This is a genomic window from Brevibacillus sp. HB1.4B (assembly GCF_013284285.1).
GTDB classification, from domain to species: Bacteria; Bacillota; Bacilli; order Brevibacillales; family Brevibacillaceae; genus Brevibacillus; species Brevibacillus porteri.
Genome location: NZ_JABSUT010000009.1, coordinates 270,073 through 292,901, shown reverse-complemented (window position 1 = coordinate 292,901; position 22,829 = coordinate 270,073). Strand labels below are relative to the sequence as shown.

Here is a 22,829-nt window from a genome sequence, read left to right as displayed (position 1 = left end):
ACGAAACACAAGTCAAGTCCAGGACGCTAAGGACGAATACGACCCAAACGACGGATAGGACGGACCCCTTCTATAGACCAATCACAAGTTGGCCTATTATACCAAGTGGCAGCATCACCGCGAGTATAGCGTCCAACATGAAGATTAGGTCCTGTCGAAACGCCTGAAAAGTCTACAGTGCCAAGGAATTGTCCACTTGGGATAAACATCCCTCTTTGTAAAGTGGTAGATGGTCTAACGTGAGCGTACTCAGTATAGAACTCATCCCGCCCTTGGACCAGGACCATATTCGCATATAGGGGACAGTGGTTTGGATCTGTGCAATGGGGGCTACTATTTCTAATATCTGCGACTGTTCCTTCCTCCATAGCATAAACAGGAGTGCCAGGGATGTATCTATACTGGGGGCGGTCACCAATAAACCGGGGGCGAAGAAGGTATGTGCCCCAATCAATACCATTAAATACCAAGTCTTTCGAACCGGGATGATCAGATCCACAGTCTTTAGAGATCAAAACACTTGATGATGTATCAAAGGGATGCCTACTATACACTTTCAAATATTCATCACTCCTTGAATAAATTAAGATACGAAGCTTTTGTGTTTTACAGTTTATTACAATTATTTGCGGGCTGTGACAGCTACCCTATATGAAGAAAAGGATTTCTTTTTGGACAAGAAGACTCAAGAGATTGAGTGTAGGGTCAAGAGATTGGAAAAAACAAGTCAATCGACTACGGGTAGCAATTCGTATTGCAAAATGCAGCAAGGCAGCAAATGGTCGAGGTGCTAGGCGGCAAGTATGGACAAGCCTATCAAAACAGCAGCTTGCTTGGAAAGGTCTTCTCGTCAATTTGGAGGGACTTCCAGGGATGCTTCAGCGTAGATACATACCGAAATACTCGGGTTCTCGACCTTCAAAATGCCAAATATCTTGCGCAAAGCAGTAGGGACCATGTACAGTCCAACTTTGACCAGTCTTTCGTGATGTAAGCAATGTTTCTAGCACTGAACAGAAACACGATCTCCAAATCACAAAATCTTGAAAAAGAAATGCGGGCGGAAGCGATGTGATTTACCCAAAAAACTCCATCAGCAAGTGTAAATTTTTTTAGGCTTAGTTTCTGTATCCTGAATTTCAATGCAATCACTGCCGCCTTGATGTAATAGTAACCGCTTCAGTAGGAGATTTGAACGATTTGGAGAATATGAACTATCAAACATTCGAATTGGGGGACATTAATGTGGGCTTGTTAGACGGTCTAATGGGTAACGCTTCGGAAGTTAACATTGCAGATGTTCAAAAAGAGTATGCTCAAATCTTAGCGAACAATGAGAGCATAGAAAAGGCGTATAAATTAATACGTGATATGTTCATCTTCACTAACAAGCGGTTAATACTGGTTGATAAGCAAGGCATTACTGGTAGAAAGATAGAGTACCATTCCATTCCTTACAAAAGTATTAGTCATTTTAGCATTGAAACAGCTGGAAATTTTGATTTGGATGCGGAATTAAAAATTTGGGTTTCTGGAAGTGCAGTACCGATCCAAAAACAATTTAACAAGAACTTGAATATTTACCAGATACAGAGCGTGTTGGCCGAGTACATTTTGGATTAGTCTCGCTTGATAAAAAGCCTTCCTTCAAATCGTAGTTATTACTTCCGTCCAATTGCTTATTAGCTGATTCCATCCTAAAATCATGACATGTTCCTATAAAATGCAAACGAACGTTCTTGTTGTATAGATGAAAACGGAACAATACGGAAAATATCATTGATGGACATTATGAAGGTTATCTACGAGTAAGGAAATATTACGAACGATTTAGCGATATTTATACATGAAATAGCTACCCAATCAAACCGATAAAAGTAATGTAATATGAAATCTAGTGTAGATTCTCTTGGGGATAAGGCGTACGACTTAATCTGTGCAGATGAGTCTGCGCTATTTTTTTGTGGCAATAGAAGGTATGCATACCTATATATACTGGTAGTAAATACTGAGCTGATAACCTACTATATTGATGACTACTTTTTTATTCACGTATTACTTCTTGTGTACCCCAATTTGCTTAAAGCAATTGGGGATTTTTTTGTATCGAGGTAACCACATGTTTATTTCTCCGATGCTGCTTGAACAGGTAGGGTGCTCAATAGCACCCCAATGATAGTTAATTCGATTTGCTAACGGAACTTGGAGCGGGACCAAAAACGGGAGCTAATCTTGACGGGTGCAGCTTGGAGCTAAGGCCAAAAAATTCACAGAAGTTCATAATCAGCGGGCTCCATTTCTCGGGATCGATGTAGTTCTTCTCGCCAGTCATTAGGATTTGTTCATCAACATGAACACGAATTATCTTTACTTCAATAGCTTTTAAAGAGCTGGGCAGTTCAAAATTATGGACTTGTTCTACCACTGCCTCTAATTGAACCGGGCATTCCGCAACGCGTGGAGGCCGAATCAGGTCCGAAACTTGGGGGGTGAACTTAGCCATTCCGAATTTATCCGGTTCAAATCGGTATCCTACATTAGCCTTGCGCTCCGGGACAGGATTTCGCCCAGTAAGTAGAGCTAGACGGTCAACCGCATGAGCAAGATCAGACGAAGGAAGATTCAAAACACATTCGCGCTCGCGCAACAAATTGGTAACGGTCTGAGATGAGCTACTCATGCCAAGCATGCATGATTGATTCAGCCACCATGCAGAAGACATTGGGGCAAGGTTAACAGAATTGTCCTCATTTAATGTGCTGATAAGTACAACTGGCGTCCCAAAGTAAAGAATTTTTGGTTCAATTACCCTGTGCATAGTCGCGTTCCCTCCACTATGATTCCATCGTCTCAAATAAGAGACCTATCTCAAATTATAATCGTGATTCTTTTCGTTATTTTGCTGTTTCATTTCGATAGAACTTTACAGACTATTACTTGTAAGAAGGGGAGGGAGTAATCAATAGCTTGGGTGATCTAGAACATTGAATCAGGAAGATACATCAAGCACAACGTCTAGTTCCCCAATCTGCAACATGGGACATGCTCTTTTTTTATATACACAAAAAATATAAAAATCATTGACATACATGCTCAAATATGTGATTATCTTCTCTGTCACTTATAATGATAATCATTATCAGGTAAACTTCACACCAAACATCACGTGACAAGGAGAAATGAGCGTATGAAAAAAGGAACACGAATCGTACTGGCCTGCTTGGTTGCAGTAGTCACTGCCGTGTCGGCGGGGTGCGGAAGCAGCCAAACAGCTTCGGAAGCACCCAAAAAGTCTGAGACACGCGTAGTCAAGCATCTGATGGGGGAAGTGACGATCCCAGCGGAACCAAAGCGGATTGCAGACGTATCGGGAGCAGCAGAGGAGCTTTTAATATTGGGACACAAGCCGATTGCTACGGCCAATACATACAAGACGAAAATCATGTCCCACGTAGCTGATAAGCTGACAGATGTAAAACCGGTTGGCTGGATGTGGGATGACTCTATCAATCTGGAAGCTGTGGTAGAAACAAAGCCAGACCTGATTATTATGAATAATCGCCAGCAAAAGATGTACGAGCAACTAGCCAAAATTGCGCCGACTGTTGTTCTGGAGACAGACATGGACAAATGGCGTGATAAGTTTAAAGAAATCGGTCGCCTGTTTGGACAAGAAGAGGACGTGAACAAATGGCTGGCTGGCTACGACGAGAAGACGAAGGGGATGCGAGAGCAACTCAAGCAAGCGTATGGCGACCAGACCTTTATGTTCCTGACCGTAACGCCTAAATTGTTCCGCGTGTACGGAAACTATGGTTATGCAGATATCCTGTTCACTGATCTCGGACTGAAGCCAGCAGCCGGAACACCTGCCGATAAAACAATGGAAATGATCGAACTGGAAGGACTGACGAAGTTTCAGCCAGATCATATGTTCCTCGTCAATTTCGGCGGAAAAGCGGATGATGTTTACGCAGAACTGAAAAAAAGCCCAGTATGGAAAAGCAACAAGGCAGTTCAACAAGGCCATCTTTATGAAGTAACCAATGAAACGTTCAACATCAAAGCCTTTGGCCCAATTGGAAAGGAAATGCTCTTAGACGAGATTGATAGCATGTTGCTGAAAAAGCAATAATTATGCGATCGATACAAAAGATGGGGTTGCCCATTCTCCTAGTCACTTTCCTAAAAGCTAATCGAAACCAATAAAGAAGTCGACGCTGGAGAGAAACGAGATGTTTTTCCCAGCTTCATTGCTTTTAGAACCACGGAACACATGAAAAAGCTGGAATCATCAGCGGGGAATCAATGGACATACATCTCACGGCTATAGTGGAAGCATTCGAACAGTTCCAGCCACGTCATCTAAATGAAAAGACAGGAAAAGAAAAAGCACCACGAAGGGTGCAATCTGTAACGATTATCTATGTATCTACCCCAAAAGTAAGTGTATGTCATTTCAGAGTACAACAAATATGAACAGTCTTATTTTAGAAGTGCAAAAGATTCATTTATTTTCAAATCACCATACAGTTGGTCAAACAGCTTGCCGTCTTCAGATTGGGAATCAAATGGATTGGACTGTGGAGTTGTATAGACATACACCATGTCAGTTGATTCTGCAATGGATGTCCCTACAGGTGGCCCTTCTTCGCTAGAGAGGCGAGCCCAATCCGTTTTTGTAAAAACGGAGATCATCAGCAGCGTTTCAGAACCTTTTCCATCCTTCGTCGTATAATCGAATTGCACTACATGCTTGGCTGATGGCAGAATTTTGTTTGCATCTACACCTTCATATTGGTTCACCTTGTAATATCCGTTCCAAGAAGTTGGCGGCTTAAAGCTGAAATTTGCTTGAGGGTTCGTATAAAGGTCAGTTTTTCCGCTTTCCTGCGCAACAGGCTGTGCAGAGTGTCCTACGTTGCCATAGTTAACAGCGAATGTGATGCCGATCGCTACAACGGATGTCAGTATGGTGCCGACGATGATTTTTTTGAAATTCATGTTGATTTCCTCTCTCTTTGTGCAAGGTGTATTGTTGTTTGCAAGGTCATTATAAACAAACAACATATGAAGAGCGTTACAGAAAAGTTACATTTTTCTATCCTATAAAATGTTTTTTCTGGCATGTAACAGAAGAGAGATTGAAGAATGATCGGTTTTTAGGTAGATCGGATGTAATAAGCAAAAGGCCCCTAACAAGGGGCACTAAAGGCTACTAATGGTAATAGTTTTATCACGGACCATTGGTATTGATTAAAAAATCGCTCCATCTACTGCCCCGAACAGCCTTGTGGAGATAAATTTGAGCCTAACTTAATACTCAATAGGGCACCTGACAAATGTGATCACAAATCCCGTGAGATCTCCAGCGACGGCAACGATCGTAACACTCATCATCTAATCGTACTCTTCTTGAGTCTAGATACGGGAGACATAACGTTTCACAATCTTCATGAGGCGGACTTACACGTCTACATTCGTTCATACATTCTTGAAAGCTTGGAAGAAATTCAACCAATTGACCATTCACTTTCTTGAATCGCTTAGACTTAGATTTTTTCTTTTTCAAGTGGTATCCCCTCCTGATGGCGATCTAAGATAGCGTACGAACTCCATTATCCTTTTGATTGGCCAAATATCCCCATGTATCGAAAATGTATGTAGATCAGTATTCAGGAACATCACGGTAGTAGGTTGACATTGACATAATGAGTAGGGAAGAAAAAGCGATGCAAATTGTAATAAAGCCCGTCTTCACAATCAAGACGGGCTAAAATCTATACATGTTTTACTGAATCGTATAAGTAGCTACGATGACATTTTGATCCTCATAGGAATAGGGAGCTTGAAATTGTACGTAACGATACCCGTCCGCATCAGCCTTAATGATGATTCCTGTCGTACCGCTCCAAATCTGTTTATTTTGAGCATTATACACTGTGTAATTCGCAAAGCTGCCTCTTGGACTAATACGGAGCTCCTGCCCTTTCTTTAGATAAATCGCTTCTTTTGGACTTAACTGCCCAGGTGTAAGGTAGTAATATTTGGTGAATTGTTGTTCTTGTTTTTGTTGCTCCATGGTGACTCTGCCTGCTTCATCTTGTACTTGAGCATGGGTAGAAGCGGAAGCATATACAGGTGCGCCAGAGAGGAGTAAAGCGAGCATCGAAATAGAGAGAAGCTGTTTTTTCATACCATGTACACTCCTTCATATCAATTCTGATCAAATTCTAAATACACGAACTAAAGGTAATTATACTCAAACGGAATGAATTGGTAAATATTTACACATAAAAAACAGAACGCTGCCCATTCATATCTCTTGACCACAATGACACGGATTATCTTGTAACTGGGGTATCTATCACGAAGGCATTGAAGAAGCTAATTCCTATTTCGAAAGGCGCGGCGTTTCTCTTGTGCCAGTTGGTGCGAGTTTTTTTCATTTCGTAGATGTAGTGAAAACAATAAGAGGAAGGTTAGTATGTTGTCGAAATTGGATTGGTCGGGGACCTTCTCTATGTAGTTCCAAAGTAATCTTTCCGTTGTATGGATATTAAAAATTTCAAACTCCATCTGTTTAGACTCCCAAACAATTACTTGTTCAATATAGTTCTCAGATTCATGTCGAATCACGGTTGAAGGATCGAATACGAAAGAAAAATTCAGTAGCAATATTCATTGAATTAAGAGTATCTAGCACATGGAAGGTTTACCAAATGATAACCAAATAAACAATTAACTGATCGGATTTATCGAAATAGTTAGATAGATATGTCACTTGCAAGAATCTTTTGATAACACCCGCTTATTTGAAAGTAATGTTTGCATATGCCACAAAATTTAATACTCCGATTAGGAGCTGAATGCAAAATGAGACAGTAGCGATATATAAAGCTGTTCGACCGACACTTTTGAATTGCTGATTTTGATTAAACAAGGAGACAACCCATATTATCAGACCGATGGGAAAGAAAACAAAGCTAAAAAAATAAACAATCCCTTTTTCGAATTTGTTCATTGGATTACCACCATGTAGTTTTTTATTATTTTACAACATTTGGATTTCGTTAACAAACCATTCGATTTGTAAAGAAGGTGAGTATATGAAAGGGATTACACTGCAATGCGCAAACTGCGGCAAGTGGTTGGTCAAGGATGGTGAGATCGGGGGACCTAGCGCGGTTAAAGTGGATGTAACGTAACACTGCTTGTGAGAAGCAGGGGATCGTTTTATGAAAAACGAACTGAGTGTAAAGGTTTTATGGAGGGGTAATAAATGAACTTTCATTTGATGACAATTACAGATGCAGAGCAAGTCGCAACTTGGAAATATCCGCAGGAATATTCTTTTTATGATTTTGAAGATAGTCCAGAAACATTTCAGGAGCTATTAGATGGTACCTATTATGCAGTTCGAGATAATCATGGTCAGCTTACGGGCTTCTTCTGTTTTGGGCACAATGCTCAAGTCCCAGAAGGTCGAAAGCAAAATCTTTACAAGGGCGAGAACGTGTTAGATATTGGGCTGGGAATGAAACCAGATTTGACAGGGAAGGGGATAGGCTTTTCGTTTTTAAAGGCTGGAATCGAATTTGCCAAACAGCAATTTGAACCAAAAAATCTGCGTTTAAGTGTTGCTAGCTTTAATAGTAGAGCAATCAAAGTTTATACAAGAACGAGATTTAAAGAAACGGCCTCATTCGTTAACAATGGGACCCCTTTTATCGTGATGACGATGGAAGTGGAGAATCCTGGATAAGCAGCGTACAGAGCATGCCATGTAACATAAGAGAAATTGTGATGAGGCTGTAGAATTTTCGGTTTTAAGGTACGGACGTGAAAGGCGTTAAGCCGCTCGGGGAAAGAACCGGGCGGCTCTTTTGGTGAAATCGTAGGTGATAGAACAGAGTGTCCAAATCTAACCTCTCCACATACTACACTCCTTCTACTAAAGCGTAACGTGAGAGGAGTGGACAAAAGATGGGCTCAAAGCTCAATGATGGCAAAGAGGGAGAAAGAGGGCAGCTTAGCCGCCCAAAACATTGGACAGAAATTAGCACTCATCACAGCTGCAAGCAACAATTGTTAATAAAACGAAAAGAACCAAAACTAAAGCAAAATTGTCGTCAAAGAATCCCATCGATATCACCCCTTCAAGTGTATGAGGAAGAACCTCAAACTCAAGCTATGCAAATTGAGGAGCTATGTAAGGGCGATATCACAGTAAGTGGAAAATTTGGGCATGTAACAAACAGTTACCTGTCATGTCCAACAGCTCAAAAATGTTAAATCAGCAGGGGGGATATACGACGAAAAAAGGCTATCCCATAGCCACATTCATGGCATTTGGGACAGCCTTCTTTGAACTTAGCTAACACTACCAAGGGCATAAGCATCTGCCATGATAAATAATGCATGAGTCTCCGCAAGACTCGATTGAAGATTTTGAACCTAACTTTTTCAGGAGCTTCTTCAGTATGATCATTCACCTCCTTGGTAGATCTGATTTCCATGTATTACCATCTTATCGTGGGTAAGTGATTATAAGAACATGAATTTTATTTATAAATTGTGTACGGTGTCAGAGTTTCAAGCAGGTTCGAAGGACTTGGAAATAATCTGATCTGATTTCCACACAACCCCGGCTAAACATGGATGTAGTAGTGGAGTATGTGCTCTATGTAAAATTCGGAGATTTACGCTGCATCAAAATCGAAAAGAACATGATCGCTCCAGAACCTAGTAAGCCAATAACACTCATCAGCGTATCATAGGGGTGATACTGAAGGGTAAAAACTTGAGCAGTAGAAAGACCCCACAAAAGTGTAGGAATAGACAAGAAGATATGTATTTTTCCGTTAGGCGTGAACCTGACATAGATAAGAGCTACAACCGTAGAAACGAGATAACTGAAAGAGAAAAGGATCGTGTCCCAGGTCGAGATGGTAATTGGAGTATCGCTTGAAAGAAGCGATTTACAGGCCCAAAGAATAAAGAACCAAAAAGAAAAGACCAAACCAATCATCACTTTCAAAAGACTTTTCATGCTTTCTTCTCCCTGCTAAATGCGTTTGTTTATAAAGACGAGGATCACAGAGAAAACGATTCAATAGAAAATGCAAATGAAGCAAGTTCTTTAACACGAATGAAAAAAGAAAAACATCATACCGATAGTTAAACAGTCGGTGATTGATGTTTGATTAAAATAAACGATGTAGAATTTACATGGTTTCTTTTACCTTACTCATTCATTTGGTGTTAAACGTTATAGGTCGGCCATCCGCAATACCCGTCAGCTTCACATGGTACACGTTGTTCTTTTGCGCTGCTTACTCCAGGAAATGATAGCGATAGAAATAAAGCAGCAGCAATACCAAACAGAGCAAATTTTTTCATAAATCTTCCCCCTCATATAGAGTCTTCCGCAATAAAAGACGAACGAAATTAGGATGATAGGTAGACGGAAAAAGACCATCCCTATGCCACGCACATAGCTGTAGGGACGGCCTTTTTAAGTACTATCTAACATTACGCGGGACACATGCAATGTTTTCCGGCTGGTATGCACTCACGAGGGCATGGGCGGATTGAGTTAGCACCTATTTTTTGAAGGAATTTCTTCAACATTGTTATTCACCTCCTGAATTGGAAAAATATAACTTACGATCTAATAATAACGCACTCGCACTCTAGTTAACATATTAAACGCAAAAAATTCAGAAAATAAAAATCTGTACTACGAATTGTGATAACAGGTAGCGGAAATTGTTGAATGCTGACTGATAACATAGTCCCCATGTCTGCGACCAAATACAATATTCCTTCCAGAGATCGCAATGAAATTGAAGGAAGAAAGTTAGTAAAGGAAACAAGCTGATGTCGATGGAGTTTCGACGTCAGCTTGTTGTATGGACAACTTATTCTTCTTGTTTAGCCAATATACCTGATCAGGTTTCTTGTCCCTGTTGATTGAACCATGATCCAGCCAGGTGGAATAGGAGAGGCCAGCATCACCCAAATTTGTTCACCAAATGCAGCATTTTTGATTTTAGTGGTTTCGTGCTTAGCACCTATTGATTTTGAAGAAGGTTCTTTCCCTTTCCAGTCTTTTTGGGTAGTGTTTGCTGCGAAGGTGATCGGCTTCTCCTGTAAAGGGAGAGTAGCTCCTTGGGCGGTTGTGGCTAAACTTGGTATCGTGACAACAGAGCTTACTGCCATCATGATCAAGGCTTTTTTAAACATTTGCAACAACCTTTCTTGAGAGTGATCGATAAAAATTCAAATATATACTATTTTAACTAGTATTTGTTAATCTTGCTTTAGGAGATTTTGTCGAGAATCCGTATTACACGTCATTTGAAACCCAACACAAACTGACGTATAATCAGGTATTATTGATGAATCACTAAAAGGGAGGCGATCTTTCAATGACGTCAGTCAATCGTAAAACGGAAATCATTTCTGCAGCCATTGAAGTTTTTGCTGAAATCGGATATTTTCGGGCAACGACAGCGCAAGTTGCAGAGCGTGCAAAGATTTCTCAACCGTATATTTTCAAGTTTTTTTCATCGAAGGAAGCTTTGTTACAAGCAGCCTTGGAGGCATCGTGGGAGCGGATCATTAACTCTTTTCGTCTCGTTGTGGAGTCCGCATCCAAAGAGCAATTGGAAACAGATTTAATCAAGGCATATGAAAAGATCTTGGCTTCCCATCAAAATGAAATACTTCTTCAAATGCAGTCCCAGACGATTCAAGAGCCTTCGATTCGAGAGGCAATGCGCGAAGGATTTCGGGAGGTTCGACAGATCGTCCTAACAGCTTTTCGTGAAGCGGGCATCGCGAGTCCGGAAGAGAGAACGCTTATTTTCCTGGCAAGAGGAATGCTGTGTAATATTTCAGCAGCTTTAGACATGCCAGAATTGATGGAGGTGTAGCGGGGAAAAAATTGCGACAATTAGTTATTGACTAATCACTAACTAAAACGTTATAGTTCAAATTAGTTAGTGATTGATCAATCACAAATAAAGCGAGTGGAGATGATCCGAATGAAAAAAGCAATTGTAGTCGGGGCAACAGGCGGAACGGGAGCAGCAATTTTGGCGGAGCTCATCGAGCGAGGGATTGAAACGATTGCTTTTGGGCGTTCTCGACAAAAGCTAGCACAAATGGCGTCAGAGTTGGGTAATCCAGCACATTTGTCACTGGCCGTCGGGGATGCATTCCGGTTCCAAGACATCGTAGCAGCATCGGAGGGAGCGGATGTACTATTCCATTGTGCAAACGTTCCTTATCACGAGATGGTAAATAAGCTGATCCCACTTGGCGAAGCGATCATGGAAGCCGCCAACATGAGAGGTTTGAAGGTTGTTGCGGTAGATGGTATTTATCCATACGGGAAAAAGCAGATGGAACCAGTGACGGAGGAGCATCCAAAGCAACCGCATACGAAGAAAGGGAAAATCAGGTTGGCATTTGAACAGATGCTGTTTAGCAGCCGCTGGAATCATGTGCGAACGATGATTGTCAGATTACCGGATTATTACGGACCTACTGCTAATCAAGCATCGTATTTGGGTTCCACGCTTGAGGCAATTGCGGCTGGAAAACCGGGACTTTTCATTGGAAATATGCATGTTCCGCGCGAGTTTGTTTATTTACCGGATGCGGCAAAGATGATTGTAGAGTTGGCCAGCCGAGAGTTTGCTTATGGGCAAAACTGGCACATTCCAGGTGGAGGTATCATTTCCGGTCGAGACATCGTCCGAATCGCTCAAAAAGCAAGGGGCACCGTGAAACCTGTCATTCCTCTTGGGAAAATTGGGTTGTCTGTGTTGGGTATGTTCGTCCCCGTGATGAAGGAGGTTGTTGAGATGTTGTACTTAACAGAAAAACCGTTGATCCTTAGCGGAGAAAAATATAAACGGCTTATTGGACCAATCCCAGCTACGAAGTTCGAGGAGGGTATAACGGCAACGATCCAGCATTTGCAGAATCGTACTTCCATGAAATAAATGATAGCTGTTAGTTATTGATTAATCACTAACAAATAACCTACCGCAATTTCTTTAAATATTCCTTTACAGGAATATTCTCTTTGGTGTATATTTTACCTAACAAGATGATCACAATAACGCTGAAGGGGATGAGATGAACGTAGAATCCATCATGTAACGAGGTGAGTGACATGTCAGGGATGAATCCGGGCATGGACATGGCGACGCTAAGTGCTTTAGCTGAACCGAATCGTATAAAAATCGTCGAACTTTTGCGCGACGGTCCTCTAACTGTAGGGGAAATCGCCGAACAACTGGGGCTTCGCCAGCCCCAAGCCTCGAAGCATTTGAAGGTGCTTAGTGACAACGGGATCGTGGATATGAAGGCCGAAGCCAACCGCCGCATTTACAAACTCAGGCCAGAGCCCTTCCAAGCGCTGGATTCTTGGGTGAAGTCATTCCAGCGTGTTATGGAAGAAAGATTCGATAATCTGGAAGACTATTTGCGGGAACTGCAAAACAAGGAAAATACTTGAGATCCATTCAAATGAATGAGGAGGAATTGCTATGTCAAGAAACGCAATGGTTTCACGGGTAGAGAATGAGCGGGTGCTGGTACTGGAGCGTGTATTCGACGCGCCCAGAGACCTCGTGTTCAAGATGTTTAAGGAGCCTGAGCATCTCAAGCGTTGGTGGGGACCAAAAGGCTGGGAACTCCCGGTTTGTAATGTCGATTTCCGCCCAGGCGGTGTTTGGCATTACTGCATGAAATGCGCCGATAAGAATCAAGGTGATTTTTACGGCATGGAATCATGGGGTAAAGGCGTTTATAAGGAAATTGTTGAACCCGAGAAAATTATCTATACCGATTACTTTTCAGATGCAGAAGGCAACACAAATGATACCATGCCTTCGACAGAGGTTATGATGGAATTCATCGAAATGGATGGAAAGACGAAGCTGGTTAGTCGTTCTGAATATGTATCTGCGGAAGCCCTCAAAACTGTCATGGACATGGGCATGCTAGAGGGCATCACCCAAACGTGGGATCGTTTGGAAGAGAGTCTAAACGAGATCAAGTAAGGGACATATAGGAAATGCCGCCTGGCATGGAGACCCGGCGGCTTTTTCATTTTCGTTGCAGATTTATTGCACCATCAGCGAGATAAAATCGTTTAACTTATCCAGCGAAATAATATTTTGATTGCACGTTGCACTGTCTTGGCAAATATAGTTTCCTTTTTTCAAATACGTTCCATCCCCAGAGCCTTTGGCTTCAAGGACGAACATACCGATTTCCTCAAAGCGATTACAGAGCGCACAAACGCCTTTTTTGTTTACGTTTGTGAACTGTCCGTGAATGCCAATCAGTTTTCCTTCGTGGTAAGCGACAATATATTTCTTGTCCGTGGCAGTGTCTAGCCAGCTTACATAAGAGATTTCTGAAAAATCGATCTCAGCTAAATTCGAGACTTTAAGCTTCTTTACTTTTGGAAAGAGCTTCTTAATGGAAGACTCTGTGGGAGCAGGGAATGGAATCACATACGGTGAAAGCTGATGCAAAAACTGCTTTCCTTCTGCCTTTTCTTTAATCGAGTCAATCGGATGCAAAACTTCTTTTTGTTCTTCCGTCATGTTCGGGAACAACTGAAAGATTTCTTCATGGGCGATTTCTTTGCGAGCACGAATCACGTTGACATCTGTACTGGTTGCAAAGGCGTTCATGATTGCTTGAACGCGTGATTTAATGAAGTGATATTGATGCGTATGGATAAAAGGTTCCATATTGAGGTTCCTCCTGTTTCTGTCTTGTAAGTGGGTTCTTCTTTACTTTAGTGTGTTTGCAAGAGAGGAGAAAGGGAGAAGACATTTCGTAAAAAAACTCGCCATAAAAAAGCACTGACAACCTGAATGGAAAGGTCGTCAGTGCTTTATAAACGTCTATCTGGTATACACGATTTTTTTAATCGTCTCTGTAGACAAAAAGTATTCTTCCGCTAACTGCGAAATAGCCGTCCCGGCCTGAAAGCTGCTTTTAATAGCCGTATTCCGCTCATCCAGGAGTTTTCTCCCGCCAGTGCGCGTCCCCCATTTTTGATGGGTTACTTTTGTCTTCGGAATATAAATGGTTTCTCCTTGCACGTACTTTTGAATTTCTGCGAGTAACGATTCAGGAAGGATTAAATTTGCTTTCACACATTTCATTTCTGCTCGCTCCTTATTTATAGATAGGCAAATAAGGGGCAAAGCCAAGAAATAGGAAATGAGATACGCAAATGAAGGCGATGATTCGATTAAACGAGAGACCACCTCATGCAAAGTATCGCCTCACTATTTCTAGGCTTTGCATGAGCCGCTGCGGTATGTGGCAAATTGAGAGCATTCGCCATTGGTACACCCCCCTCGAGGTCCGGTTTTCCCTTTGTGTAAGCAAAGGGAGTATTTGTAATTATATAAGAAAATGACTTTTTTGTATAATGATACTTCGCAACGAGGAGAAAGAAAAGGATCGCTCATTTACAATTTATTGAAAGTCAAATATAGTAAAAGTACCTAACGTGAAAAGAGGTTTTGATTGAATATGATGAAACTGATAATCGCTAAGTAAAATTCTAACGAATTTTATAGGGGAAAAGGTCAAATGAAGGGCGCGCCCTTGGTTTATTTTTTGTACCTTTCTTTAAAAGCGATTAGAAGGCATTATATCTCATTCAAACAAATTTCACGTTTGTGCATGATATCTATTCTATTTGGGATAGGTATGTTTATCACAACGATAAATTTGACCATGAGAAGAGAATTCTTCTTGTGGTCTTTTTTATTGGAAAGAAGGGATTGCTGAAAAGGAATGAATGATTACAAACAGCACAAACAACAGAATGGGAGGTTTTTACATGGGTGAATATCGATTGATTAGTGACTACAAGCATATCGAAACATACAAGGAAAGCTTTAATGACCTCGCTATGCAGGTCTTTCAGCTCAATTTTAAAGAATGGTATAACAAGGGCTTTTGGAATGATAACTATGTCTGCTATTCCTATCTGGATGGGGATCAGGTTATTGCCAACGCTTCCGTAAGTAAGATGATCGTGACATCCAATGGTAAAGACTATAAGGTACTTCAGATTGGAACAGTCATGACGCATCCTGCCTATCGCAACCAAGGATTGGCAGCGAGATTAATGAACCATATTCTTGAAACATATGAGAAGGAATATGATTCTATTTTTTTGTATGCCAATGATACCGTGCTCGATTTTTATCCGAAATTTGGATTTGAGAGAGTACAGGAAAGTAGTTTTTGCTTATTGATATCTGATTTGAAAAAGCAAGTAGGACAAAAATCGGTCTTGCGCAAGCTAGATGTTGATAGCGAGGCTGATTTTATCGTCATGAAGGAATTTGCCGCCAAACGAATTCCCGTTTCTTCGAGACTTGCCGTCAAGGAAAGCGAGCATCTGTTGATGTTTTACTTTCTTCTCGTTTTTCGGGATGCGATCTATTATGTCGAAGAGGAGGATGTGATCGTATTATTTGAACGAGAAGATGACCAACTGCATGTATTTGATTTGGTAAGTAAAAAACCAGTTGATATAGAAGCAGTCCTTTCTCATTTGGTGTCGGCTGAGACAACGATCATTCATTTTCACTTTATGCCGGATAGTGAGAATGAGAAGATCCAATCAGCTTTGATGACAACGACGGACGATGTCTTATTTGTTCGTCCCTCGTTCAAAATGGAGACAGAACATTTTCGTTTCCCGCTAACTTCACACGCATAAAAGGTCTACGTACGATATTCAGATTCAAGAGAACAGCCTGGAGCGAGTAAGATGCAGTAGGGGTAGGAGTAGAAGACTATACCGACGCGCATGAGCTCAAACAAAAAAACTGTTATTACGTAAGCGTAAAATAGTCCCCACCTTGAAACGGATAGGGACTACTTTACGCTATTTATTATTAATTCGACACGTAGCTGGCAACATTTTTGACCATGGGAGTAACTTGTCTAGTTCTTGATAATCTTCGCGATTCGCCAAAAGATTGGAGAGGCATATCTACTTGGCACGGATTAAAAACCTACTATATGGTTAATCAACAGGCGTGGTATACGAGATAGCTTTTTCTTAACGAACAAGCGGGACTATCTCTGACTGATTTCATAGGTACTTAGAAGCTTCTTATGAGAAATTACATTTTTCAACTCCGATTTATTAAGAAGTCTTATGTCCTTGGTGGAAAGCCATTCATCGTCGTAAATCTGATCTAAGTAGTTAATCCCAGTATCAGGGATAATAGCTAATACAGCATTTGCGCTGGTATGTTTCAGATAAGTCAAGGCAGCTACCACAGATAAGCCCCCTGAACCTCCAATCATCATTCCGTGTTCATTGGACAATATACGGCAAGCAGATATGGCCTCTTGATCACTTGCCATACAAATATGATCAATCACAGATAAATCGGTATTTTCAGTCTTCCAACTCAATCCAACTCCGTTAATCAGGTAAGGCTTGAACATATGGCCAAATATCGCTGATCCTTTTACATCGCAAGCCACTACTTTCATCTCTGGTTTGTTCTCTTTGACAAACCTTCCAATGCCACAAAGATGTCCTCCTGTACTCACAGCACCTACAACTGCGTCGATTGGTAAATCGATAATTTCTTTTCCAGTAGTCTCAAAATGATATAAAGGATTATTGGGATTGTCATATTGGTTTGGCCAAAACGCTTCAGGATATTGACGAAGCAATTCCTGAACACGCCTGAATCGTGTTTTTTGATACCCACCATCCTCATCAAGTTCGGACACCATATCAATTTCTGCTCCGTATGCTTTATACCATTTAAGAAGATTTGGGCTAATTTTGGGATCTACAACGATTAGGACACGGAACTTATACACAGCTCCGAGCATCGCCAAAGATTTCCCTAGGTTTCCCGATGTAGACTCGATTAAAATACTTCCGGGCTTTATTTCTCCCTGATCCATCGCTTTTTTTATCAATCCTATGGCGGTACGGTCTTTCACACTAAAGTTCGGATTAAAATATTCAAGTTTAAGATACAGCTTCTTTCCATTCGGAACCAGTTCATCTTCTAAAGCGACAATAGGGGTATTCCCAATGCAATCTACAATATTGGTAGCTATCATCTTTAACACCTCTTTGTAAGAATTAAAGTCGCGTAAAAATCAAACCAACAAAGAGCAGAATGAGCGAAATCGTTTGCAGGAAAGAAAGTCGTTCTTTGTAAATCCAAATAGACAAAAGAGCAACTACTAAGCTATTGGTAGAAAAGATAGGAGAGACAATACTAGCGGGCCCATTTGCTACGGCGACCGCATAGATTTGCATACCAGCAAAGGAGAAGATGCCTGATCCAAGTCCCCAACGAACTCCTATTTGTTTGTGTGTTCTGGGCATCTCTACATGCTTCTTTCGTAGAATTTCTATTGAAAACAAGATAAATCCAAAGAAGTATCCGATCAACAAGATCATGGCATTGGGTAAATGCATTTCTTCCGTAACTTTCAGACCTCCATTACGGAGAAAGAAAAGAAACGTCGCACCAACGACAAGCAGATACCACTTCATGCTTCGGATACGAAGGTTTTCATCTGGATCAATAGGCAGGATCATGACGGCAAGAACGAGTAGCGTAACGCCGATCCATTGAGGAAGAGAAAGTGACTCTCCATAAAAAAGCAGTGAAAGTCCAATCGTGAAGATGACATTGCTATTGACCACTGGAGAAGTTAGACTAGCTGGCCCAATTTTTAAAGCATGCATAAATAAGAGATTCCCCGTGGATGTACCTACACCGATTATGAGTCCGGCAAGGAGAACCTGGAGTGTGAACATCCAACCGTCTGTATATTGAACCCAAGCAAAAAAACAGAGAGTACCCGTCAAATACAATCCCCAAAGTAAATGTACGGTAGAACCTCGGTTGGCTGAACAAACTTTCATCATAAAACTTCCAAGCCCAAAGGTAATCGAACTGAATAATGCGAGCATATACCACATCGGATTTACCTCTTTTACTTAAGCTTCACAAAGATAAATGCTTTCCGAATATAGACGTAGTTTATTGGCTTTCTTTTCTGAAAAACGGTTCCACTCATCCTTACTTATTGGCGAGGTTAGAAGCGTGAGTGGAATTTGCAAATTAAGCACTCGTTCTTGAACAATACAACGTGTCACTCCAGCAGGAACTTCTTTACCTGCTAACACAATTTCTTTCACTTCGTCCAAGGTGAGAGTGGGGTATCGGAATAGAACATGGTTGGATTCTGGGAAAACGTATCTGCCGTGCGGTAAACGAATGACTGATTGATTCTGGGTATAAATCTCTACAATTTGGTGCCAGGCTTGTAACCGAATCCAATGATTCACATAATTTTCGTGGGGATAAATCCAAAATTGGGTGTAATTCGGATAAACTACTTCCGCAATAGGGGGTTCTTTCCGGAGCTTCCTCACCCATTGGAGGGTTGGCAACTGTTGTAAAGTATCCATCCACAGGCCAAGTGGCAAGAGATGTTCCCATGCGTTGAAAGAAATTTCCGATGCTTCCACGACCTGAACAGGGATCTTCATGTATCCTAGTTGGCGTAATGATTGCGTCCGATGGGCTCCGTCTAAAATCAAATATCGACCTTCCATAAGAGGGGTAACTATGATCGGATGACGCAAGACTCCTTCTTCAAGAATAGACTGGCATGTTCGGTTCAATCGCGCTGGTTCTACTCGTTCTTGAAAGGCAAGTTGGTTTACATCTACTAATCGAAGCCGAGAGAGAATTTCCACGTTTTTTCCTCCTTGATTCATGATTCAACAGATAATAACCATGTTGATTGACTTTTTATAATGCACCGGGGATTTCTGTATCTTAGCTAAAAGATATGGAGAAAATTAGGATTTTTATTGGAGAATTGGTTAACTATCACCACAAAAAGGTTCCACTACATAATTTATCCATAATTTCCATTTATGATAGTCACCAAGGTTCATATCTATCAAAGAGAGGGTTGTATGATGGACACTTCGATATTAATCGTCGATGATGAAGAGACCATGCTCGATTTGCTAAGTATGATATTAGAGGAGGATTTCTCTGTCTCCACAGCCAGCGACGGAACAATGGCGCTTCAGTTACTTCACAATGAAGCATTTCATCTTTGTTTGTTGGACATCATGATGCCTTGGACAGACGGTTTTGATGTACTCAAAGAATTAAGACGTACAGGCGATAAAACTCCCGTGATTTTGATCAGTGCTCGAGGCGAACTGGAGGATCGGGTAGTAGGATTGGAACTAGGCGCGGATGATTATATAACGAAGCCATTTGAACCGGCAGAAGTATCGGCGCGTGTGAAAACGGTACTACGCCGGACAAGAAAGGGGCAAGAAATACAGGAGATTAAGCAATCAGGAATTCAGATTCGTCTCTTAGCAAGAGAAGTATGGGTTCATGGAAAGAAGATGAAGGTTACCCCGATTGAATTTGAAGTGCTAACCACTCTCATTCAATATCCGAATCAAGTCTTTCCCAGAGAACAACTGTTAGCCAAGGTATGGAACTACTCGTTCAATGGAGATTTTAGGACAGTGGACTCTCATATTAAAAACTTACGTATAAAACTGCGGGAAGCTGGTTTTCAAGGAGAAGGCATTCAAACAGTGTGGGGCTATGGATATAAATGGGGAGTTCAATAACGATGCATCGAGTGGCGACCAAGCTGTTAATCACCATTTTAGGTATCATGATTCTAGGGCTTGTGCTATTGGGAACCATCAGCTACCAAATTATAACTCTTCACTATCAATCCTATACGGAGCTAGCACTTGCTCAACATGCATCGACTTTTGCTCAAATGTTAAGCGTAGACTTCAATAGAAAAACTCTTCAGCATATCGGCGAAATGGAGGAAAAGTCTTCTTCTACTGTTCTTGTCTTTTCTCCCAAAGGAGAATTGCTTATTGATTCCAAACGATTACCTGATTCATTGTTTAATTTTGTTCAAAATTGGATTCAGGGAAGTCCGAATCAAAAAGCGATTCAAACGGTTTTTGAACCAGATCGTCTCATTTTAGCAAAAAGTCCCATTCAACGAGGACAAAATCTATTAGGAACGGTAGTTGTTATAACGAAACCAACTTGGCTGAAAGATACATTACAGTCTCTTCAGACAATGTTATTGCTTGCTGGCTTGGGTTCTTTACTAGTCACGAGTGGGTTTGGCTTACTATTATCCAGATATATTGTAAGACCGATTGTAAACGTTATCAATGCAATTAGGCATCTCGATGAGGGTAATTATGATGTAAGAGTTGTTTTAGAAGGTAAAGACGAACTCTCTTTACTCACTCGTCAAGTAAACCAGCTCGCCAAAAGCTTGTCTTATTATCGGTCGTCCCGTCGAGAATTCCTATCTCATGTAGCTCATGAATTACGTACTCCCCTTACATATGTGAAAGGATATGCAACCCTCCTTCAGAATTCAGAAATGACGCCAAATCGCGCAAGTAAGTTAATTTCGATCATCCGGGATCAATCTGATCGGCTCGAACAAGTAGTCAACGATTTGATGACACTGAGTCGATTGGATGAAGGTAAAATTACATTAAGAAAAGAACGGGTCGCTATTCGAAGTTTATTAGAAAGAATAATCGAGGAAATGACACCACGTGCTGAAGAATTGGGAGTGAAGTTATCTCTTACAATTTGTCCTCCTGTGTACTTTTGGGTGGACCCGCAGCGGTTTCACCAAATTTTAATGAACTTAATAGATAATGCGATTCGTTATTCTCAGGGTGAAGGAACGGTTTTGATCAGTGTAACGAAAATGCTCAGAGAATCCGTAATTGAAGTAAAGGATGAGGGAATTGGAATCTCCGAGAAAGAATTAGAACTAATATGGGAGCGGTTCTATCGGGTGGAGAAATCCAGATCACGTCATACTGGAGGAAGTGGCCTTGGTTTGTCAATTGTTAAGCATTTAGTGGATTTACATGGCGGGAAAATTCAAGTACAAAGCAGCCCAAATCGGGGAACCTCATTTCGATTACATTTCCCCAATCGTAGATCAGGGAGTGAATAACCATGCGAAAAGGGGAAGGTGTCTTTTCTATAAAAAATAACCGAAAAGCCTACCGTGAGATGGAAACCCGTCTAGGTTTTTGTGCATATAACCAGTATCATTATTACATCCAGTTTACCTGCTAAGCCCTCAATCATGTTCGGCTTGTATCTGAAAACAAGAATAATAATGAAATAAGCTTCTCTCATATGGGAGAGAAGCTTATTTCATCTTTCATTACCTTGATGTGAGACTTGTTAGAACAGTGATTTTAATCTATTGTCCTTTGATAGTAATATCCCACATCACGGCATTTAATGGTAAGTTCATTTGCTCCGTTTAAAGGGGTTTGAAAAGAGGTAGCCTTCCAATGCCTCAGTTACATATTTTATTTTCCACATATGAACGACCATTAAAGCGTTGACAAGGTTTTAAGTATATAGGTTAAAAGCGCGTTGCGAGACATGAAACGAAAAAGCCCGCATTCAAAAAGCTTTTCGCCCGAAAGCGATGCATCCTTCCTGCTTTCAAGCAGCAGAGATTGGCTCTTTGCTCGAAGATTAATCCTTTCGCAGCAGCTGAACTCTTTGTCGTAATTCCTGGTCTGTTAACGGCTCCAATTGCAACAAAGCCTCGTATGGATCATCACCTGGGATATGAAAGTATCGAGCAAATGCAGGCTCTGTCTTGATGCCGCTTTGCTTCAGAGTCCTGATCTGTTTATACGCATCCAAGCCTCCTATGTCTAACAATCGTGCTTCGATGTCCATATGACGATAGGCGTTTTGCATTTCGACAGCTACCGGTTGAGCAAACAATTCAAACCAAAAGTCAGCTGTGAAAAACGAGATAACGCACGTGGGCGTACTATTCACATCTGAGTGTGTCACTTCAAATCCGGGCAAACAGCCAAATGCTGTACGAACAGCCTGCTCAAACTGCTCCAGATCATGACTCTCGCAAATAATATCCAGATCGCTTTGCACAACATCAATGTCCAATGGGATGGTTCCGGCAAGCACTGGATGGTAATCGGATAGTACTTCCATGATGTGCGTCTGTTGAATCGCTTCCCACGCTGCTTTTTGGCGAATCGTCCCTCTGCCCAAGTAGGAGAGATCATGCCAATTTCTCATGAGACTACCTCCATGTCTGCTTTCTTTTAAAATAGTTTAGACAAAAGTGAATAAGTACGCAACGAAATCGATAATCACTCGTATACCTAAATGAAGGGAGTGTAGTAGATGGAAATATTTTTGTGGGTAGTGGTTGTGTTATTGTTCTTGCTAAGCATCGCAGGAATTTTCTTACCCGTTTTACCTGATACGATATTACTGTGGGCGGGCTTTTTGCTCTATCACTTTTTCATTGCAGATCCGGGAGCGGGATTGCCGGCATCCTTTTGGTGGGGAATGGTCGTTCTAAGCATTCTGCTTTACGGTGCTGACTTGCTGACGAATATGTACTTCGTGAAAAGGTATGGAGGGTCCAAATGGTCGTCCGTTGCTGCTGCGGTCGGTATTATCCTCGGGATTTTCGTTTTCCCACCGTTTGGTATGCTGATCTTACCGTTCGTATTCGTCGTTCTCGTAGAGTTGATGGTGCAGAAGCAGTCGATGGAGCGAGCAGTGAAAGCGGGAGTAGGCTCACTGATCGGATTTTTGGGTAGTGCAGTCGTAAAAGTCATCTTGCAAGTTACGATGATCATCTGGTTTTTTATCGCCAGATAATAGACAGAA

27 protein-coding genes are annotated in these 22,829 nt (G+C 41.3%); 13 read left to right on the top strand and 14 right to left on the bottom strand.

The window, feature by feature from the left end; translation table 11 throughout:
* Positions 1-26: 26 nt before the first annotated feature.
* Positions 27-554, bottom strand: a complete 528-nt coding sequence (locus HP398_RS30990; protein WP_371736773.1) for a M23 family metallopeptidase — start codon at positions 552-554, stop codon at positions 27-29.
* A gap of 200 nt (positions 555-754) precedes the next feature.
* Between HP398_RS30990 and HP398_RS31420 the strand changes: the two genes are divergently transcribed.
* Complete coding sequence (locus HP398_RS31420) at positions 755-994, top strand: ORF6C domain-containing protein (RefSeq protein ID WP_173623635.1); 240 nt, start codon at positions 755-757, stop codon at positions 992-994.
* 251 nt (positions 995-1,245) lie between these two features.
* Entirely contained in the window at positions 1,246-1,623 is a 378-nt protein-coding gene (locus HP398_RS21995; RefSeq protein ID WP_069845458.1) for a PH domain-containing protein, read from the top strand.
* Positions 1,624-2,179: 556 nt separating this feature from the next.
* Here HP398_RS21995 and HP398_RS21990 read toward each other — a convergent pair.
* Positions 2,180-2,818 (bottom strand): flavin reductase family protein, encoded by a 639-nt coding sequence (locus HP398_RS21990; protein ID WP_173623634.1) that lies wholly within the window; start codon positions 2,816-2,818, stop codon positions 2,180-2,182.
* Positions 2,819-3,187: 369 nt separating this feature from the next.
* Between HP398_RS21990 and HP398_RS21985 the strand changes: the two genes are divergently transcribed.
* On the top strand, positions 3,188-4,135 hold the full coding sequence (locus HP398_RS21985; RefSeq protein WP_173623633.1) for an ABC transporter substrate-binding protein: 948 nt from the start codon (positions 3,188-3,190) through the stop codon (positions 4,133-4,135).
* Positions 4,136-4,485: 350 nt separating this feature from the next.
* Here the strand turns inward: HP398_RS21985 and HP398_RS21980 are convergent, their stop codons facing one another.
* The 3 genes from HP398_RS21980 to HP398_RS31495 form a co-directional block, all read right to left on the bottom strand.
* Positions 4,486-5,004 (bottom strand): hypothetical protein, encoded by a 519-nt coding sequence (locus HP398_RS21980; RefSeq protein ID WP_173623632.1) that lies wholly within the window; start codon positions 5,002-5,004, stop codon positions 4,486-4,488.
* 787 nt (positions 5,005-5,791) lie between these two features.
* On the bottom strand, positions 5,792-6,196 hold the full coding sequence (locus tag HP398_RS21975; protein WP_173623631.1) for a hypothetical protein: 405 nt from the start codon (positions 6,194-6,196) through the stop codon (positions 5,792-5,794).
* 191 nt (positions 6,197-6,387) lie between these two features.
* Positions 6,388-6,639 (bottom strand): hypothetical protein, encoded by a 252-nt coding sequence (locus tag HP398_RS31495; protein WP_483297074.1) that lies wholly within the window; start codon positions 6,637-6,639, stop codon positions 6,388-6,390.
* A gap of 643 nt (positions 6,640-7,282) precedes the next feature.
* On the opposite strand from HP398_RS31495, the gene HP398_RS21970 reads away from it, so the two are divergent.
* Both HP398_RS21970 and HP398_RS31490 read left to right on the top strand, forming a co-directional pair.
* Complete coding sequence (locus HP398_RS21970) at positions 7,283-7,765, top strand: GNAT family N-acetyltransferase (protein WP_173623630.1); 483 nt, start codon at positions 7,283-7,285, stop codon at positions 7,763-7,765.
* A gap of 221 nt (positions 7,766-7,986) precedes the next feature.
* A complete protein-coding gene (locus HP398_RS31490; protein ID WP_483296507.1) occupies positions 7,987-8,295 on the top strand; it encodes a hypothetical protein in 309 nt (102 codons plus the stop codon).
* Between the two features lie 388 nt (positions 8,296-8,683).
* Here HP398_RS31490 and HP398_RS21960 read toward each other — a convergent pair whose 3' ends face one another.
* The 3 genes from HP398_RS21960 to HP398_RS21950 form a co-directional block, all read right to left on the bottom strand.
* Positions 8,684-9,031, bottom strand: coding sequence for a hypothetical protein (locus HP398_RS21960; RefSeq protein ID WP_254476272.1), 348 nt, complete (start codon positions 9,029-9,031; stop codon positions 8,684-8,686).
* Positions 9,032-9,264: 233 nt separating this feature from the next.
* A complete protein-coding gene (locus HP398_RS21955; RefSeq protein WP_017249180.1) occupies positions 9,265-9,402 on the bottom strand; it encodes a hypothetical protein in 138 nt (45 codons plus the stop codon).
* Between the two features lie 534 nt (positions 9,403-9,936).
* Positions 9,937-10,248 carry a hypothetical protein gene (locus HP398_RS21950; RefSeq protein ID WP_173623628.1) on the bottom strand — a complete coding sequence of 104 codons (312 nt, stop codon included), beginning with the start codon at positions 10,246-10,248 and terminating at the stop codon, positions 9,937-9,939.
* 185 nt (positions 10,249-10,433) lie between these two features.
* On the opposite strand from HP398_RS21950, the gene HP398_RS21945 reads away from it, so the two are divergent.
* The 4 genes from HP398_RS21945 (at position 10,434) to HP398_RS21930 (ending at position 13,082) form a co-directional block, all read left to right on the top strand.
* Positions 10,434-10,940, top strand: a complete 507-nt coding sequence (locus tag HP398_RS21945; protein WP_017249178.1) for a TetR/AcrR family transcriptional regulator — start codon at positions 10,434-10,436, stop codon at positions 10,938-10,940.
* Between the two features lie 111 nt (positions 10,941-11,051).
* Positions 11,052-12,017 (top strand): SDR family NAD(P)-dependent oxidoreductase, encoded by a 966-nt coding sequence (locus tag HP398_RS21940; protein WP_173623627.1) that lies wholly within the window; start codon positions 11,052-11,054, stop codon positions 12,015-12,017.
* Positions 12,018-12,190: 173 nt separating this feature from the next.
* Complete coding sequence (locus HP398_RS21935; RefSeq protein ID WP_017249176.1) at positions 12,191-12,535, top strand: ArsR/SmtB family transcription factor; 345 nt, start codon at positions 12,191-12,193, stop codon at positions 12,533-12,535.
* A 31-nt stretch (positions 12,536-12,566) separates the two neighbouring features.
* Entirely contained in the window at positions 12,567-13,082 is a 516-nt protein-coding gene (locus HP398_RS21930; protein ID WP_017249175.1) for an SRPBCC domain-containing protein, read from the top strand.
* 63 nt (positions 13,083-13,145) lie between these two features.
* On the opposite strand, the gene HP398_RS21925 is transcribed toward HP398_RS21930, so the two are convergent.
* Together HP398_RS21925 and HP398_RS21920 are read right to left on the bottom strand one after the other, a co-directional pair.
* Entirely contained in the window at positions 13,146-13,784 is a 639-nt protein-coding gene (locus HP398_RS21925) for a FusB/FusC family EF-G-binding protein (protein ID WP_173623626.1), read from the bottom strand.
* Positions 13,785-13,940: 156 nt separating this feature from the next.
* Positions 13,941-14,204 (bottom strand): CD3324 family protein, encoded by a 264-nt coding sequence (locus tag HP398_RS21920; RefSeq protein ID WP_017249173.1) that lies wholly within the window; start codon positions 14,202-14,204, stop codon positions 13,941-13,943.
* A gap of 689 nt (positions 14,205-14,893) precedes the next feature.
* On the opposite strand from HP398_RS21920, the gene HP398_RS21915 reads away from it, so the two are divergent.
* On the top strand, positions 14,894-15,784 hold the full coding sequence (locus HP398_RS21915) for a GNAT family N-acetyltransferase (protein ID WP_173623625.1): 891 nt from the start codon (positions 14,894-14,896) through the stop codon (positions 15,782-15,784).
* Positions 15,785-16,146: 362 nt separating this feature from the next.
* Here HP398_RS21915 and HP398_RS21910 read toward each other — a convergent pair whose 3' ends face one another.
* The 3 genes from HP398_RS21910 to HP398_RS21900 are packed head-to-tail and all read right to left on the bottom strand — an operon-like array spanning position 16,147 to position 18,838.
* A complete protein-coding gene (locus tag HP398_RS21910) occupies positions 16,147-17,160 on the bottom strand; it encodes a pyridoxal-phosphate dependent enzyme (RefSeq protein WP_173623624.1) in 1,014 nt (337 codons plus the stop codon).
* Between the two features lie 22 nt (positions 17,161-17,182).
* On the bottom strand, positions 17,183-18,025 hold the full coding sequence (locus HP398_RS21905) for an EamA family transporter (RefSeq protein WP_256436396.1): 843 nt from the start codon (positions 18,023-18,025) through the stop codon (positions 17,183-17,185).
* Between the two features lie 27 nt (positions 18,026-18,052).
* Positions 18,053-18,838, bottom strand: a complete 786-nt coding sequence (locus HP398_RS21900; RefSeq protein ID WP_217368814.1) for a ParB N-terminal domain-containing protein — start codon at positions 18,836-18,838, stop codon at positions 18,053-18,055.
* Positions 18,839-19,000: 162 nt separating this feature from the next.
* On the opposite strand from HP398_RS21900, the gene HP398_RS21895 reads away from it, so the two are divergent.
* Positions 19,001-19,726 (top strand): response regulator transcription factor, encoded by a 726-nt coding sequence (locus HP398_RS21895; protein ID WP_173623621.1) that lies wholly within the window; start codon positions 19,001-19,003, stop codon positions 19,724-19,726.
* Positions 19,727-19,728: 2 nt separating this feature from the next.
* A complete protein-coding gene (locus HP398_RS21890; RefSeq protein ID WP_173623620.1) occupies positions 19,729-21,111 on the top strand; it encodes a sensor histidine kinase in 1,383 nt (460 codons plus the stop codon).
* A gap of 539 nt (positions 21,112-21,650) precedes the next feature.
* Here the strand turns inward: HP398_RS21890 and HP398_RS21885 are convergent.
* Positions 21,651-22,226, bottom strand: a complete 576-nt coding sequence (locus tag HP398_RS21885) for a DUF4269 domain-containing protein (protein ID WP_173623619.1) — start codon at positions 22,224-22,226, stop codon at positions 21,651-21,653.
* Positions 22,227-22,334: 108 nt separating this feature from the next.
* On the opposite strand from HP398_RS21885, the gene HP398_RS21880 reads away from it, so the two are divergent.
* Positions 22,335-22,820: a DUF456 domain-containing protein gene (locus tag HP398_RS21880; protein ID WP_142062543.1), complete on the top strand. Its 486-nt coding sequence runs from the start codon at positions 22,335-22,337 to the stop codon at positions 22,818-22,820.
* Positions 22,821-22,829 lie beyond the last annotated feature (9 nt).